A 15789-nucleotide genomic window follows, 5' to 3' on the forward strand; every position below is an offset into this window, starting at 1 on the left:
CGGCGCGACTCCGACGCCTCTCTACCAGCTCAAATCCCAGCAGCTACCAACTGCAGTCGGCGTGCATCTCCCCAGAACGCCATGGGTTCATGGCTGGGATAGGGATAATGCCCCAGGTTGAGTGCAATTCGCGTGTTCCGCTCGGCAATTCTTCGCTCCACGAGCCGACGCACGGAGATCGGCACGCCGCTACAGATGTTCGTTATGCCACTCAATTCAGGATGCTCAATCAATACGGCCAAGCGCTGAGCGACTTGCGCCACTGGCAGGTAGTCCCGCAACTGCTCGCCCCCCGACATATTGAAAACAGCATCGCCGTCGTCAATCGCGCGATCAAGTTGTGCAAGTACACTACGCGGGTTTTGTCCCTCGCCGTACATGTAGAACAATCGTGCCCATTGCAGGGTGAATGACTGCTGCTGACGCCAGTTCTCGAGAAATTTGCGAAGTGTGTCTTTCGCAAGCGAGTACGCATTCGCGGGCTGGGATTCCAGCGTCTCCGAGAGAAGCCCGTCTCGCATCCCATATTCAAAGCATGTCCCGGTCACGAGGACTTGCGAAACACCCGCCATCACACACTGCTTGAGGAACTGATATGCGGCGGGCAGATTCTCTTCGAAGTGAAACAGCGCCTGATAGTTCGGAAGCCCTGGCCACGCAAGATGGATGACAGCATCTTGATTCCCTAACAAATCAAAGAAATTGAGCTCTATACAGCCAATGTCGCAGGCGACGATGCGAACCTCACTGGACCACTGAAAACTGTGCGCTTTTGAAATCTCCCGCACGACCGCGACAACTTCGTGGCCACGGGAAAGCAATTCGGGCACGAGATGCCGGCCAACAAAACCAGTGGCTCCAGTTACGACGATTTTCATGGGAGGTGTCCTGTATCCGGGTTACTTGTTCGTCGAGGCGCACTATACCTTGCGGACTAACTCCCCGCCCAAGCGCGACCAAGAACACGCCCCGACGATCTTACAATACAAAGAAAGTCCCGTGTCCTGCATAAGACTCGATATCGCAGCCTCGGAAATAAGTGAGCTAACGATTGCTGATGCAAGAACTTTAAAAACATGGTCGGATAGTCAGTGCAAACATAGGCAATGTGTAATCGTGCTGATGCCGCTGGTCTTGGTCCAATATGCTGCAATTTGCCGATGGATCGAGAACGATTACCCATCACAACGTTGAACCGACTCGTTCGGCGGTTATGGGTACCTTTGTGGCTGCCGCGCGACCGTCGGCACATAATTTCTGCAATGTTTTAGCATCGATATGAACCTCTGTGAGTCCGAGCCAGATGGCTTTCGCACCGGCTTCGCCGTCGCCCTAGCGGCCGAGAAAGCGTGATCAGGCGCAGCACCTCATTGAGCTTGGGCCTGGCTCGTTGCTTGGCGTCGATCACCAAATACGCGCCGCGAATTTAATCGAGATTGAAGAACAGTTCGATGTCCTGATCGGGTCAGCTGCAGCGCATGTGCATCAGATGTGCAATCCGCCAGGTCACGAGCGGGAACAACGCCAGCACACGTTCGAGCCGTTCGATCGCGCCCGATTGCAGCGCCTCGACACCACAACCTTTCTTCAGCACGTTTAACAGGATCTCAATTTCCCAGCACGCCCGATACCAATCGATCAGCTCAATCGCTTCCCGCAGCGTCGTGGCTTCGCGGTTGGTCAGCAAGCGCCATTCGATCGGCTTGACGCCGCGTAGTGCATCAAACTCGGGCGCCACAAGGAGCGTGGCCGCCACGCTTTGACCCACGCCGGCATGCAGTTCGATGCGCCGCAGCCACACATGCTGACGCAGCTGGCGTGCCTTCGCGCCGCGAAGCGTGCCGCCACCGTGAAGGCAATCTTGCCGAGCGGCGCGTCTTCTGTCGCTGCCGCCCACAGCTTCGCTCGGGCAGCGCGGTCACGGGTCGAGCGGATCAGCCGGTCCGCCGGTGTGCTCAACCCCTGCGCCCGCACGATCAGCGCGAGCATGTCTGCCTCGCGATCTGTGACGTACTCCAGTCGCATGTGCGGCAGACCCGATGCCAGTTCCGCGACTCGCTCGTGCCCTCGATCCAGCACGGGCTTTCCTCGAGGGCCGCCGCGCTTAACCTGTGCGTTCCTGGGCTCACACGCCCACATCCGCGCGTCGAGTACACCCAGAGACACCCGCCTAGGCCGTTCAAATCCAGCTCCGTTGCGTCCTGCAGACACAACCCGACCGACTGGCTCGCCATGCGTTGCGCGGTCTGCCTCCAGTTCGGCTCCAGAATCGCTGCCCACTCAACCTCGTCGTTGTCGAAGAAGCGGTACACCACCATCGTCTCGCCCGAGCGAGGACACGCCTGCGGTTGGCTTGGCTGCCAATCGTTCCATCAAGGTCCTCGCTCGCCTGTCCAAGCGCGCGTCGCCAAGCCCAAGGTCGGCAAATTCGGTTTCCGTCCAGCACGCCAAGGCTTTCATGCGTAAAGCGAAAGTAAACGCGAGGCGCCGAAAGTCTACAAGCCCCGGCCTTTCTCATTGCCCGAAAACCGCTTATTCTGGCCTACGGTTGCGGAAGGCTAACTTGTGTATGAGACGATGCCTCACCTATGTGTCTGTCAAAACATTCAGCGCCTGAGCAAAGTTCGTGTGCCACAAAACTTCCGTCGACGTGGCAAACTTGACAGTAGCATTCACGTAAGTTTGCGCCCATCCAGCGATACATAATGAATTTTGTCGAATATGTCTAGTAATAGAAGCAGCAAGATTGCATTTCTACACATCCCTAAAACGGCCGGCGTTTCAGTTATCAATGCCTTTCTTGAACGGCTTGGTACGGAATCTTGCCAAACGTTTAGCAGCGAAATTTCAGATAAATCCTTTAACGGCAAAATTTTTGTTTCCGGGCATGTTTATCTCGGCGACATTCAATGCGATGAATTTATTTTTACCTTTTTTCGGAACCCACTGGAACAGATTGCATCGCATCTGATGTGGATCGACCACTATAATGAACCTGAGTACGAACGCGAACTCAATGGCTTCCCCGAAAAAATCAGACAGGAAATACGTCAGCTTGCATGCGTGGATCTGTCAAGTGCCAAATCGATAGACGGATATTTTCGATCACGCGCCTTTGACGCCGAGCTTAGATTGGTTAATCTTCAATCTGAATTGCTTGCGTTCAAGCACGATGACGTCATTGAAATGGCACAAGCAGATCTCGCAAACGAAGCAATAAATAATCTAGATCGACTTGGATTCGTTGGTATTTCCGAGAATTTATCAGCTGATATGAATGCACTTTTTGATCTGCTCAATTTGGGATCAAATCCGATTATTTCACGCCTCAACTCTTCTCCGTCTTCGCGAAGAGTAGATACGAAGAGGCCTGATATTCGGGATACCCTACTGAAATACGTTCAAGCAGATCTACGATTGTACAAGCACGTCATCGCGAAAAGAAAAGCTCTTTCAAGATCAAACGGAACATTTTCTCGGTTATTCGATTTTTTTCGAGGAAATATGCAAGAGCTTAAATGAAGCGCTAACTAATGAGGATAAACAAGCCGTCAGGCCGAGATCACACTGGTTGCCGAATGGTTTCTATACGCCGGATCGCACGGGCATTCGTCCGCAGCAGCACCTCGCATCGATTGCCGGGGTCGCTGCAAGCCAATGCCTATGGCGGCTAGCAGGCGATCTGTGAAACCGGGCGTGCCGTCGAAGCAGCGTCCTAGGCCCGCGACAGACGTCAGGCCTACGAACTGCACGTATCGCGACCGAATGCCTTCAACACCGAAGCGCTCGCGCGTATCGGCGCGCCTTACCGCATCGACGAGAAGATCCGGGAAGCCACCCGACGAACGTCGGGACTAGCGGCAGACATACACCAGACGTTTGCTCGACCAGCTTCATTTGAGCTTCCTCCGAAATACGAATTCCTTGCTTGAGTTTAAAGGCTCAGCGAGGGATTCGCTTTTCCGGGGCAAGCTCACTCTGCTACGCACAATCTCACCATGACCAGTGGCAGTTGATTCCCTCATGGCGTAGTACGTAAATCCCGTGTACGCTTACAGATCCTTTCCCTGGTGCAAGTTAATTCCCGTATAGGAGGATGCCTTTGGACCGTAGAGAAAAGATGGTCTCCGGCATAGACCTGTCTTCGTCAGTCGGGGCCGAAATCGGCGCACTATGCAATCCTCTGGTCACCAAAGAGGAATGTGACATTATTTACGTCGACTACGCCGACGCAGCGAGCCTGAGAAAGCACTACGCGGGGAATCCATCCGTCAACGTCGACAGGATCGTCGAAACGGACGCCATATGGGGTAAGCAAACCCTATCCGAGACATTGAAGCGGTCGGTGGATTTCATCGTCGCGTCTCATGTGGTCGAGCATGTCCCCGACCTGGTCACGTGGTTACGCGAACTTCGATCTGCGCTCAAGTCCAACGGGCAGGTGCGACTCGCTATTCCGGACAAACGCTTTACGTTCGACCTTCTGCGGAGAGAAACCGAACTCAGCGACGTTCTTGATTCGTACATCTCGTTGGCCCGCGTGCCCAAGCCCCATGCGATCCTTGACTACTATCTGAACGCGACGCAAGTTGATCCTTTGGCCGCATGGCGGGGCGAGCTCAACGAAAGCAACGTCAAGCGTCCCAACACTTTCGAACCGGCGATGGCGTTGGCACGGGACGCGGCTGAGAACGGCACGTACCATGATGCGCATTGCTGGGTATTCACGCCCCGTTCATTTGCGAACCTTATGGCACAGCTGTGCTCGCTCGGACTGGTCGAGTTTGCATGCGATCGATTCTTTGACACTGAAGTCAACACAATTGAATTTTTTGTGTCGCTACGACCTGAAGCCAACACTGAAAAGATCGTTGCAAGCTGGCGGCGGATGGCGTCTGAAGTTTCCCATCCGCCGAAATTTGTTAGTCGGCTCACTCAGGAGCCGGCGAGATTCAAGTCCGCTCTGCGAGCCGTTTGCACGCGACTCCTGCGATCGCCCGTATCAAGCTCGAGATGAAGTGCAACTGGTGCGAATCCGTGAGCCACACTTTTGCAGCACGGCCGGAGTGCACATACGCTGAAGCACGTTCAATCAAGCCGACGACCGCGTCCACTCAACCAATACGGCGACTGTACGCGAGGCGGGCAAAGTAACGCGTTCTATGTGGCAGTTAAATTCCGAGCGCTTTCTTCGCAGCCGTGTGAGCGCTACCTGCGTCCTATGAGCACTCAGATGCTCTTTGCGATGATGGACAGCCAAGAAAAAAAAGCATGGCTTCGAGACAGGCTCGTTGTACTTCAAGGCGTTTTCCAGCAACCGAAGATCGATCATTACAACGCCATCGTCTCGAGGATTCGCGGCGAAGTCGATGATGGAAAAGACGATCAAGGATATGGAGACAGGATCGGGCAGCTTCATCAGAAGGAACCCGATTTGCTGCGTCTCGCATCGTCACCCCGCATACATAGGTTCGTTCGCTGGGCGTTCAACGATGACTCCCTCCTGATGGGATCCCTGCAGTTCGAGAAAGGCACCCAGCAGGAAGCGCATATTGATGCAATCTTCTTTTGGCCCGAGCCCGCCTATTCGATGGCAGGCGTATGGATAGCGCTCGAAGACATCCACGCAGACGCGGGTCCACTGTTCTATATTCCCGGCAGCCACCGTTGGCCGTTCTATCGAAGCGAGGATATTGTACAAACGCGCCCTGAACTCGCGGCAAAGCGCGAGGAAGCGCGGTTGGGAAGACTTACCCCGCAAGAGCGCAGCAACGTTGTAGGCGAAAATCGGTGCTGCCTGGACGGAAGAACTTCACGCCTTCGAAAAAGCGAGCGAGTCACGTCGAGTGCCAATTTGCCTGAAGTCGGGAGACGTGGTGATATGGCACTCATTGCTTACGCACAGAGGCTCGCCAAGAAACGATGTTACTCGAAGCAGAAGGAGTGCGGTTTTCCACTTCTTTGAGCTTCCCTCGGTTTTTCGCCTTCCAGAGGGCCCCGGGTTATGCAGCCGTATCCTTTGTCCGCTGAGCCGCAAGCCAGTCTTACATGAACTGAATTGGCGACATGAAGCCAGGCGATGAATGACGGATTATGCCGAAATCTACTGCGCGTTCACCACCCGCGGTGCCGCATTCCCGCTCCATATCGGCGTAATCCGGAATTCGGCGAAATGAAACCAGCAGCGCTGGCCACGTGTGGTCGGAAACACCTCTTCCAGCGCCGCCCAGAAGGCCATTGCGCCGTCGCCGATCGCCAGCCGTGGCCCTGCCTTCAGACCACGTTTTTTCAGGTCGAGCAGCAGCTCTAGCCACGACGCTTTCTTCTCGCGATACCCATCGTCGATCGCCACACGTTCTTTGCTCCCGTCCGGTTTCACCCCGATGATGACCAGCAAGCATTGCCCATCGGAGTTCTCGCTGCGCAGCCCCGTGTGAATGCCGTCGACCCACCAATAGACGTAGTGCGTCTCGGACATGTCACGCCGGCTCCAAGCCACATGCTCGTCGGCCCATTGCGCCTTAAGCCGGCTCACCACGTTGGCCGACAAGCCCTTGGCGTCATCGCCCAGCAGCACGCTCAACGCTTCGCCCATGTCGCCCGTCGAGATGCCCTTCAGATACAGCCATGGCAGCGCTGCGCTTACGCGAGGCGACTTCCTCACGTACGGCGGCACGATCGTCGAATTGAACTTCACGCCCGATCCCGATCGATCGCGCACCTTCGGCACCTTCACCGTAATCGGCCCGGCGGCCGTCAACACCTCGCGCTCTGGCAAGTAGCCGTTGCGCACGACGGCGCGTTGCCCTTGCAAAGTCTTGACGTTCGCGAACCGCTCCATCAGCTCTGACAGCTCCGCTTCGATCGCTTGTTGAATCACTTGCCGCGCCCCGTGCCGAACCAACTCGTCCAAGCCAAGCCCGACTCCCGATAGACCGACGACTGCTTTTTCCGTATCCTTGCTCATGGTGGATGGTTTGATTTTTTCTGGTTTCCGACTTCGACAATCAGATTCTCAGCTGAAACCTCCACCGCCTTCAACTTCCCGCCTCAACTCTCCCGTACACCATGCATGGACGCCCCGGCTTGCCAAGCTCTCGTTTGTAACGGAGGGCAGGTAGTGATTGCGGCCATGCATCCGGACTTCGCTGTCCGGCGCGAGGCCGGCGGTCCCTGATGGAACGCGCTGGCCGGACTCTCATCACTTTCGCGTGCTCTTGCGCACACTGGTGTACCCAGAGTTTCCCGGCCACGGTCTAACCTGTCTCGCCATCACGTCATGATCGCCTGAGCAATCGGCTGTAGTCTCCTGCCAGTAGTTACGCGGTGTGTAGGCGACTGACGGTCACGCAGTCGCTGCAGGCGAATGGTAATCAGGGTGAAACTCGCGGCCGTGGACCAATAGCGCCCAGACGATCCGCGCGTTCTTGTTCGCGAGCGCGACGGCGGCGACGTTCGCGTTTCGCCGCTGCAGCAGGCTAGTCAGCCAGCCGCTCTTGCATTCCTTGCGTTGGGCAACCTGCAGAAGGGAGCGCGCGCCGTGGACCAGCAATGTTCGCAGGTAGGTATCACCGCGCTTGCTGATTCCCAGCAGCACGTTCTTGCCACCGCTGGAGTTCTGTCGGGGTACCAGACCGAGCCACGCTGCAAGTTGCCGGGCGTTCCTGAAGCTCTTTGCGTCGCCGACAGACGCGACGAGCGCACTCGCGGTAAGTGGCCCGATGCCGGGGACACGTGCGAGCCGTCGACTCGTGTCGTCACTGCGGTGCCAGGCCTGAATCTGCGCCTCGAGATCCCGGACCTGCCTGTCAAGCTCCTTCAGATGGTCCATGAGGCGCTGGATGAGCAATCGAAACGAGCCAGTTAGTTCGTTCTCTGCATCTTCGATCAGTTCGGGTACCTGGCGCTCGAGATGCCCAATTCCCTTGGGAATAACGATCCCGAATTCGGCGAGCAGTCCGCGAATCTGGTTGGCCTGCGCGGTTCGCGCCCGCACAAAACTCTCGCGTACGCGATGCAGCGACAACACCGATTGCTGCTCGATGCTCTTGACCGGCACAAAGCGCATGTTCGGCCGCGCGACTGCCTCGCAGATTGCTTCGGCATCCGCCGCGTCATTCTTGTTCGTCATGACGTACGGTTTGACAAACTGCGGTGCAATCAGTCGGACCGTCTGGCCCATGGCCTGCAGCTTGCGGGCCCAATAGTGCGCGCTGGCGCACGCTTCCATCCCGATCACGCAAGCGGGGAGGTTGGCGTAGAACTCCGCAACGTGATTCCGCTTGAGCACTTTCTTCAGCACCGTTCGGCCATGCTCATTTACACCATGAACGGCAAAAACGTTCTTCGCCAGATCGATGCCAACTGTCGTAATCTTCATGATGGGCGCTCCCCTCGGTCAGGTGGTTGCTTCGACACTTCCACTTTGGCACATTGATGCCGCTTCGGGTGGGGGCGTCCATCCCATTACTTTTGACGTTAGCTCCGCGCTAAAGTTACAAAGCAAATGGTTGCATGAATCAGGCGACAACCACCTTGACTCGCTCCGGGAAAAGGAAAGCTGGTGTTGGCCGGAGAATGTTGAGTGTGACAACGCTACCCGCGGGGCCGATCACTTTGAACGGGCCGCCCGAACCCCATCCCACAGTCCCCGCAGCATGCTATGTAATGCCTGGAATCGATGAGGATGGAACATGATCAGGAACACGAAAATTTGGAGCAAGCGTACCGTGTCTACACGCCGCCAAGCCCAACAAGGATAATTGCGCCTCTGTAGCAGCACGCTGTTGCGGAACATGTAATAGTATCGAAACGGCTTATGGAGTGGAATTTCTCGCCAGCGGCCAAGCCACACCCGCCTACGCTCTTCTCCAAGGGAGTGGTTCATGCTTGCTTCACAGTGCCCCCACACCTGATACCCCTTTGCACGAGCCCGCAACACCCACTCAGTATCGACCTGGTCAATGAATAACACCTCGTCCATCCCGCCAACGGCATCGAGGACATCGATTGAAATCAACGATCCTGAGGAAATAAGAAGGTCTATCAGGATCACCGATTGACCGGGTTCACAGGCGACAGGAGCAAAGCGGATCCTCCCGAAGCGCACATGTGGAGCAAGGTGACCGGTTTGACGGTCTCTGAATCGTGGCCCGATGGCTGCCACCTTATTGCCGTCTGCAACCAGATCCTCATGCGCCAACTTCAGAGCAGCCACCATCCTCGGCTCCGGCACGCTGTCTTGATCCATCAGCAAAATATATTTTGCACCGCGCTCTCGTGCCCAACGGATGCCGACATTGTGAGCCGCCGCAATTCCGAGATTTTTGCATAGGGGCAAGACATTTAACCTCGAGTCGCCCAGCGCAGCCACGAAACCAGCCACGTCTTCGCCGGATCCGTTGTCTACCACAACCACACTGTCGGTCTGCGATGCGACAGACTTGAGAAGTTCGCCAAGACGTGCCAAATCCGGCTGATAACTGACTATGATCGCCGCGACGCCCGCAACCGGAGATGGTAGAGACTGAAGATTCATAGCTGCGCACGCAATCAGCGCTCAAGATTGGAAGCCGGCGAACCGCTGTTCGCCTTTCACTTGGACTGCGCGACAATCGCAGAGCATTCAATCCAAAGTAATGTACATGAAAGGCCATTGGTCGCGAATGCGACTGCTGCGATCGATTTCAGTCGAGTTGCAGCGCGGCGAGGATAGTTTCGCGTTGATTAAACCATGCATACTTCGAACGAGCGTCCTCACGCGCATTTTCGATCAATGTCGACCACCCGGAATCGTTTTCGATTGCTCTCTCGATCACAGAGAACCATTCATGTGCCTGGGCAAGATAGCCGTTCTCGTCGTTGCGAATCGAATTGACATATGTGTAAGACGGTGACGCGACGCTTATCGCTCCCACGACGGCCGCCTCGAAATACTTGAGTTCTGATTTGCAGTTCGTAAAGTCATTTGACTGCAGCGGCATCAGATTGAACTCGACAGTACTGATGAGACGCTGCAAGTTCACATAGTCTTGAAAGGGTTGACGTTTGACCCGATCACCGAATTTACTGAGAGCCGGGCCAGCCTCGATATATCCCACGACCATAAGTTCGATCCTGGGATCCTTCGCCAGCAGCGCCTCGATAGCCGGAACGATAATCGCATAGTCGAGCTTGTGCGAAGGCGAGCCGCTGAAGTAGCCTAGGTGAATCTTGTCGTCACGTGCGAATCCTTTGACCTGTTTATGCCGAAAGAGCGCATCGGAAAAATCGAGTTGCTCTTTGTTCATGAAGTTCGGCACCACGCTCACCGGCAGTCCGGAAAATGCCGTAATCTTGCCGGCCAGAAAAGCATTCGTCGTGATGGCGCCATCGCACATTTTCAGCGCCGCACCCAGCCTGCCAATATACGAGAACCAATAGTCCCAACGGCCGGGATCGCCGACGTCTTCGTCAAGCGTGTTCATGATCAGGTGCGCAAAGCTCGAATCGAAAACAAAATCGTCGATATCAAACAATATGCGCTTTCCTCGCAGCCGGAACTTCATCACGAGCTGATTGATGCGATGACAATACCGGGACCGGCAAATCACCAGTACATCTGCGAGATCTGCTATCTCGTCGATTCGTGCCCAGTCCTGAAGAAAGAAAAAACTCGCCGATACACCCCCCCTCTCGTCCTGGTTCAGCACCTGCACCATGTTATAGGCACGGTAGCGAAACGTGCTGTTGTTCGGCTCTTCATAGAAATAGGCAACCCGCCGCTTACCACGCGTAAGCATTCTCATCCGCTCACTCAGCGGCAGGATCCACGGGTCAGAATAAGCTAAGGGAGCAATATCGACTTTAAACATTAGAGTTCTTCGGACAACTGCTTGATGATCTTGCCGAACGCTTGCTGCCAATCGCCAGCAAGTCCGTTGTTAAGGAAATTTTGCTCTCTCAACTGCTGTTTGGATGCCAGCGTCACTGCCGACCTCAGTGCTTCAACCAATGCATCACGTTCAAGGTCCGCGCAGATCAGGTTATGCGAGTAGCCAGACAAATCGCTCTTGCTGCCAAAGCGGTTGGTTACTACGACCGCCCCGCTGGCCACCAGATCCAATGGCGGATAGCTGGGGTGCGGCGTGCTCATCAAGCTGAGGCCCACATCGATTGTCCCTGCAAGTTCTGCATACTGCGACCATGTGAGATTCTCGAATTTTTCGGGCACGTAGTCACCGTCGAAAACCACGGTTGGTATGTCTTTACCGACCAGACAGATCTCCCATTCCGACGGGTCCAGCACCTTTTCGGCAATCGCCCGTTCGATGACTTCAATCCCAAGATAGAAGAGATTACGCACATTGTTTGGCCTTGCGTAAAAGAAAAATCGCTTCTTTTGCAACGCCTGCTTTCTTCGCGGATGGTAAATAGAGGCCGGGAAAGCCGGCTCGAACCACATTCCTTTGGCGGCAATATTGCTTAGTCCATCGGAAATCAGATGATCGAACAGCAGCTTCGTATTGATCAGAAAGCGGATTTCGATATTGCGAAGTGTATCCTCACATTTAACACGATCGTCGCCGAACGGATAGAACATCCGCTCATCTTCCTGCAACAAATAGATAATCGACTCGCGCGGCACACTGGGTAATGTAGCCGCAGTCGTCCACCACGACGTCGTCACAAAGAGATCGCCTTCCTTGACGTCGAGTTCGTACTTCTGATCGTAGAACGCTGCAAACTTGAACTGCAATTCGTGCTTCAGCTTGATACCGTACAACGCGAGGATGTGATCGATGTTATCGGGTTGAGCCCGCTGCGTTCGCGTGACTATCCGAAGCTGCGCATTGAGTTCATTCGCAAGCAGCGCTGAAAAGATCAGCGCAGTCCCGACTCCGCCAAACAGACTGCCACTGGAGACGCTGTCAGTGACGATGCTGACGCGTCGGACGCCGGATGCGGGAATCGAATACGTCAGCAAAGGCGCAAGCGACTCGAAGCGCTGACGATAAAGCTGCGCCACGCTCTTTTGGGTCGAGTCGCCGCTGCCCACTAAACTGGACGAAACATGTAGTTTTTTGCCCAACTTCCGGTAGACAAGCTCCCGCAACGCCGAGGTTCCATGGGTTTTCCAGTAGCAGTAGACCCTATAAGCTCGATCAATCATTCGAAGTCCTCGTTGCGTGCTGTTAAGCGACACACGTCATATTATTTGACCGACCATCATCAATGTCGGCAATTCAACACGCCTGCATTGAAGACAGGAAAGCGGGCCTTGTGCCTAGTTCCAGCCTTCCGCTGCAGGCGCCATTACGCACTCACACCTGAGCTTCGTACTCCGAAAGCACTTCTTCGGTCGGCCCAAACGCGCGGATGCGCCCGCGCTCCATCCAAAGTACCTTGTTGCAAACCTTGCGGATTTCCGCATTTGAGTGCATTGCCAGCACCACAATTTCCGCACGGCTATGAAGATCCGCAAGGCGCTGTTCGGCCTTATGCATGAAAGACGCATCGCCAACGCCCATCACCTCGTCGAGCAGGAGAATCTCAGCATCGACCGCAGTCGATATGGCGAAGCCCAAGCGCACGCGCATGCCGCTCGAATAGGTTCTGAGCGGCAGATCGAGATAGTCGCCTAGCTCACAAAACTGCGCGATCGACTGCTGCTTCTCTCGGATTTCCGCATCCGACATACCCAGCAACAAGCCTCTCAAGCGGATGTTCTGCATGCCGGTCGAGTTCTCATCCATTCCGAGACTGGTATCGAGCAGCGGCACGATCTTTCCGTCGCTCTCGACCGTGCCGTACGTGGGCGAGTAGATGCCGGCCATGATTCTGAGCAGTGTCGACTTGCCTGCGCCGTTGTGGCCGATCAGGCCAAACCGGTCGCCGCTTTCCAAACGCAAGTTGACGCTGTCGAGCGCACGCACGACCACTACGCCGTCATTACCCTCGGCGATTGAATTGCGACGACCCACGCGCATGACCTGCTTCTTGAGCGACCGTCCTTGAACGTCATAGATGGGCAGGTCGAGCGTCGTGTTCTTAAGTTCGATGTACGCCATGATTTGCTCTATCAGACCCAGTATGGAATGCGTTTCAAGTAACGTCCCGTCAGGGCAAGCGCGAGAAGCCAACCTGCCACGGCGAGCCCCACAGCGACACCCCACGTGGTCGCACTCGGCCACTCCCCGATCAACGGCGCGCGAACCAGTTCGACTAGATGCGCGAGAGGATTCAGATCAACGATGAATGAAAAGCGGGTCAACGAATTCGGATGATAAATGATTGGCGTAACATAAAACGCGATCTGCATTAACGCGGAGACGATCTGCGGCAAATCGCGAAAACGCGCGGATAGCAGCCCCGTGACCATCGCCATCCACATCGCGTTGGCCATATACAGCACCAAAGCCGGAATAAAGACGGGCAGTGTCTCCCAGCTCTTAATGCCATAAATTGCCAGCAACACCACTACAATCACGAAGTTGTGCGCGAGGATGATGAGATTGCGCCAGGCAACCTGCAGCATGAAGATCAGCTTCGGCGTCGCCGCCTGCCGGATGTAGTGGCCGCTGTTTATGTAAGCCGTGCTACCCTCCAGAACAGTGGCCGAAAACGTCGTCCATAGGACGAGGCTGACAGCGAGATACGGAAGATAGTCACTCATCTTCATCCCGAAGAGCGTGCCGTATACCACGCCGATCGAACCGACCATCACGCCGGTGCTGATCGTTAGCCAGAACGGTCCTACGCGCGAACGCGCGTAGCGTTGCCGAACCTCTAGCCAGCCGAGAAGTGTCCAAAGCCGCCAGGAAGCGATGCTTCGCTTCAAATCATAAAGTGCCAGGTTGTACATTACAGAGTCTGCAACTTTTGCGTTAAAAATGGACGCGTCATCGTGTATCGACGCGTACCGTGTCATGGTTGATCGAGCCGGCCCATGCGGCCGGTCACCCCGTGCCAGATTCCCATCAGCGCCATTCGCAGATGGCTCAGACGTGGTTGAAGAAACAACCCATAAATCGCCAATCGAAACGGAAACTTGACGAGTTCCGTGGACTTCCAGGTCCACGGAATATAGCTCCGTTTGATTAGAGCAACTGCATTCCTGAAGAGGTAATAATGACGTAGCGGGCTATGACTCGGATATTGCCGGCCAAGCACTCGAACCGGTTCGCCGCCCAGTTCATGCGCGAGCCGCAACCCCGGCGCACCCAGTACTGCGTAACCTCTCGACCGTGCTCTCGCGCACCATTCGAGATCGACGAAATCAATAAACAACGCGTCATCCATCGGACCAATTTCCTGCCAGGAGGCCAGATTGATGCACGAGCCAGAGCTGATCAGAAAATCGATCTCGAGCGGCTGTGTGCCAACGGGCGGAATCCGCTGCAGCTTCAGGTATCCAAAGCGAACGAACGGCGCAACACCGCCGAGACGGGCATCCTCGTACGCCGGACCGATCAATGCAACCCGCCCACGCTGGCACCGTTCCTCGTCGAGCAAACGCGGCAACTCGTCCAGTAGCTGAATTGACGGCTCGCTATCCTGGTCGAAGATCAGCGCGCAGGTGCGTCCTGCCTTCAGGAGCACTTCGACGCCTTGATTGATACCCGTCGCGATTCCGCGGTTGGCGCCGTTCGCGACGTAGACGATTCGCTTGTCGAGACCGATCTGCCCGGCACTCTGAGTCTGCTCTGTATTGTCGACGACAACGCAGAGGCCCGCGTCTGCATAGCGATTCGCCCGACGGATGCAAGCAGCATCCGGCCGATAAAACACAACGACGATCCCGGCGGACGCATCACCGGACAAGACGCCACGATCAGCCGGAGTCATGGAGGGCAATCACTTTTCAACAATGGATCGGCAGCAACCGCGCCACTCGTGGCCGCGGCTATGCACATTGACAAGCCATGCAGAGTCGCAACGCATCCCGCCAGTCCGGCATTGAAAGCCCGAAGGTCTCGGTAAGCTTGCGATGCGACAACAGTGAATTTGCCGGACGTTTCGCGGGAACGGGATAATCGCTCGTGCCGATCGGTACGACGTGCGGCCCTTCCTCTCCCATTGCAGCTTCAAAGATTGCTTGTGCGAAACCGCGCCACGATGTCTCGCCCGCAGCAGTCAGGTGATAGACGCCCGAACGCTCGCGCCACCAGTTAGCATTATTCGCAGCAAGGCCTTGCGCGATGATGTGCGACGTCGATGTCGCAATGGTATTGGACCAGGTAGGCGCTCCGATCTGATCGGCAACCACGCGCAATTCAGGCCGCTCCTTACCCAGCTTCAACATGGTCAGCAAAAAGTTCTTTCCACGCGTTCCGTACACCCAGCTAGTGCGCAAGATCAGATGCTCGCAGCCGGATGCAGCAATGACCTGCTCTCCCGCGAGCTTGCTCTTGCCATATACGTTTTGCGGATTGGTCGAATCGTCCTCGACGTAGGGTGCGTTCTTCGTTCCGTCGAAGACGTAGTCGGTCGAATAGTGGATCAGCACCGCGCCCAGCTTTTTCGCCTCCTCGGCGAGCACGCCCGGTGCTTCGCCGTTGATGCGCATTGCCAGGTCGCGCTCTTCTTCGGCCTTGTCCACCGCCGTATAAGCAGCCGGATTGACGATCAGCGCGGGACGCACGTCACGCACCACCGCGCGAATCTGATCGAGGTTCGACAGATCGAGCCGCGAGCGGTCGACCGCGACCACGTTGCCGAGCCCTTGCAGCGTGCGCGCGAGCTCATAACCGACCTGGCCGTTCACGCCGGTGACGAGGATGGTCCGTTTCGCGTGATGTGCGGTCATGC

At 55.8% G+C, this 15789-nt stretch carries 13 protein-coding genes and 3 pseudogenes; 5 read left to right on the forward strand and 11 right to left on the reverse strand.

The genetic code is table 11. From position 1 onward, the window contains the following. Positions 1-29 precede the first annotated feature (29 nt). Together OKW44_RS23910 and OKW44_RS23915 are read right to left on the reverse strand one after the other, a co-directional pair. Positions 30-878 carry an NAD-dependent epimerase/dehydratase family protein gene (locus OKW44_RS23910; protein ID WP_018419615.1) on the reverse strand — a complete coding sequence of 283 codons (849 nt, stop codon included), beginning with the start codon at positions 876-878 and terminating at the stop codon, positions 30-32. Between the two features lie 304 nt (positions 879-1182). Next, a pseudogene (locus tag OKW44_RS23915) lies at positions 1183-2460 on the reverse strand (IS4/Tn5 family transposase DNA-binding protein). A gap of 261 nt (positions 2461-2721) precedes the next feature. Here OKW44_RS23915 and OKW44_RS23920 point away from each other — a divergent pair. The 5 genes and pseudogenes from OKW44_RS23920 (at position 2722) to OKW44_RS23940 (ending at position 6083) form a co-directional block, all read left to right on the forward strand. Next, a complete protein-coding gene (locus OKW44_RS23920; protein WP_084754018.1) occupies positions 2722-3522 on the forward strand; it encodes a sulfotransferase family 2 domain-containing protein in 801 nt (266 codons plus the stop codon). Positions 3523-3586: 64 nt separating this feature from the next. Beyond that, a pseudogene (locus tag OKW44_RS23925) lies at positions 3587-3855 on the forward strand (IS66 family transposase); the annotation flags it as partial. A 247-nt stretch (positions 3856-4102) separates the two neighbouring features. Next, on the forward strand, positions 4103-5017 hold the full coding sequence (locus tag OKW44_RS23930; protein WP_162633925.1) for a class I SAM-dependent methyltransferase: 915 nt from the start codon (positions 4103-4105) through the stop codon (positions 5015-5017). Between the two features lie 216 nt (positions 5018-5233). Further along, a complete protein-coding gene (locus OKW44_RS23935) occupies positions 5234-5965 on the forward strand; it encodes a phytanoyl-CoA dioxygenase family protein (RefSeq protein ID WP_026225627.1) in 732 nt (243 codons plus the stop codon). Next, entirely contained in the window at positions 5877-6083 is a 207-nt protein-coding gene (locus OKW44_RS23940; protein ID WP_429411550.1) for a hypothetical protein, read from the forward strand. Before OKW44_RS23935 ends, OKW44_RS23940 begins: the two co-directional genes overlap by 89 nt. 89 nt (positions 6084-6172) lie before the next feature. Here OKW44_RS23940 and OKW44_RS23945 read toward each other — a convergent pair. From OKW44_RS23945 to rfbD, 9 genes and pseudogenes are all read right to left on the reverse strand, one after another. Continuing rightward, positions 6173-6967: pseudogene (locus OKW44_RS23945) on the reverse strand (IS256 family transposase); the annotation flags it as partial. Between the two features lie 378 nt (positions 6968-7345). Next, the gene (locus OKW44_RS23950; RefSeq protein ID WP_018419612.1) at positions 7346-8380 is read right to left on the reverse strand and encodes an IS110 family RNA-guided transposase; all 1035 of its coding nucleotides are present in this window, start codon (positions 8378-8380) and stop codon (positions 7346-7348) included. Positions 8381-8611: 231 nt separating this feature from the next. Beyond that, positions 8612-9538: a glycosyltransferase family 2 protein gene (locus tag OKW44_RS23955; protein WP_018419611.1), complete on the reverse strand. Its 927-nt coding sequence runs from the start codon at positions 9536-9538 to the stop codon at positions 8612-8614. A 148-nt stretch (positions 9539-9686) separates the two neighbouring features. After that, positions 9687-10853 carry a glycosyltransferase family protein gene (locus OKW44_RS23960; RefSeq protein WP_026225626.1) on the reverse strand — a complete coding sequence of 389 codons (1167 nt, stop codon included), beginning with the start codon at positions 10851-10853 and terminating at the stop codon, positions 9687-9689. Continuing rightward, on the reverse strand, positions 10853-12151 hold the full coding sequence (locus OKW44_RS23965; protein WP_026225625.1) for a rhamnosyltransferase WsaF family glycosyltransferase: 1299 nt from the start codon (positions 12149-12151) through the stop codon (positions 10853-10855). Before OKW44_RS23965 ends, OKW44_RS23960 begins: the two co-directional genes overlap by 1 nt. Before the next feature lie 151 nt (positions 12152-12302). Then, entirely contained in the window at positions 12303-13049 is a 747-nt protein-coding gene (locus tag OKW44_RS23970) for an ABC transporter ATP-binding protein (protein WP_018419608.1), read from the reverse strand. 11 nt (positions 13050-13060) lie between these two features. Beyond that, entirely contained in the window at positions 13061-13843 is a 783-nt protein-coding gene (locus OKW44_RS23975) for an ABC transporter permease (protein ID WP_018419607.1), read from the reverse strand. A 62-nt stretch (positions 13844-13905) separates the two neighbouring features. After that, positions 13906-14826, reverse strand: coding sequence for a glycosyltransferase family 2 protein (locus OKW44_RS23980; RefSeq protein ID WP_018419606.1), 921 nt, complete (start codon positions 14824-14826; stop codon positions 13906-13908). A gap of 58 nt (positions 14827-14884) precedes the next feature. After that, on the reverse strand, positions 14885-15787 hold the full coding sequence (gene rfbD, locus OKW44_RS23985) for a dTDP-4-dehydrorhamnose reductase (protein WP_018419605.1): 903 nt from the start codon (positions 15785-15787) through the stop codon (positions 14885-14887). Positions 15788-15789: the final 2 nt, after the last annotated feature.

Origin of the sequence: Paraburkholderia lebeckiae (genome assembly GCF_050436325.1) — a bacterium.
Classification (GTDB): domain Bacteria; phylum Pseudomonadota; class Gammaproteobacteria; order Burkholderiales; family Burkholderiaceae; genus Paraburkholderia; species Paraburkholderia tuberum.

Excerpts from the sequence above, each read along its gene's own strand:
- rfbD (WP_018419605.1), bottom strand. The coding sequence starts at position 15,787 with ATGACCGCACATCACGCGAAACGGACCATCCTCGTCACCGGCGTGAAC.
- OKW44_RS23935 (WP_026225627.1), top strand. The coding sequence starts at position 5,234 with ATGCTCTTTGCGATGATGGACAGCCAAGAAAAAAAAGCATGGCTTCGA.
- OKW44_RS23955 (WP_018419611.1), bottom strand. The coding sequence starts at position 9,538 with ATGAATCTTCAGTCTCTACCATCTCCGGTTGCGGGCGTCGCGGCGATC.
- OKW44_RS23950 (WP_018419612.1), bottom strand. The coding sequence starts at position 8,380 with ATGAAGATTACGACAGTTGGCATCGATCTGGCGAAGAACGTTTTTGCC.
- OKW44_RS23920 (WP_084754018.1), top strand. The coding sequence starts at position 2,722 with ATGTCTAGTAATAGAAGCAGCAAGATTGCATTTCTACACATCCCTAAA.
- OKW44_RS23975 (WP_018419607.1), bottom strand. The coding sequence starts at position 13,843 with ATGTACAACCTGGCACTTTATGATTTGAAGCGAAGCATCGCTTCCTGG.
- OKW44_RS23965 (WP_026225625.1), bottom strand. The coding sequence starts at position 12,151 with ATGATTGATCGAGCTTATAGGGTCTACTGCTACTGGAAAACCCATGGA.
- OKW44_RS23980 (WP_018419606.1), bottom strand. The coding sequence starts at position 14,826 with ATGACTCCGGCTGATCGTGGCGTCTTGTCCGGTGATGCGTCCGCCGGG.
- OKW44_RS23910 (WP_018419615.1), bottom strand. The coding sequence starts at position 878 with ATGAAAATCGTCGTAACTGGAGCCACTGGTTTTGTTGGCCGGCATCTC.
- OKW44_RS23960 (WP_026225626.1), bottom strand. The coding sequence starts at position 10,853 with ATGTTTAAAGTCGATATTGCTCCCTTAGCTTATTCTGACCCGTGGATC.
- OKW44_RS23970 (WP_018419608.1), bottom strand. The coding sequence starts at position 13,049 with ATGGCGTACATCGAACTTAAGAACACGACGCTCGACCTGCCCATCTAT.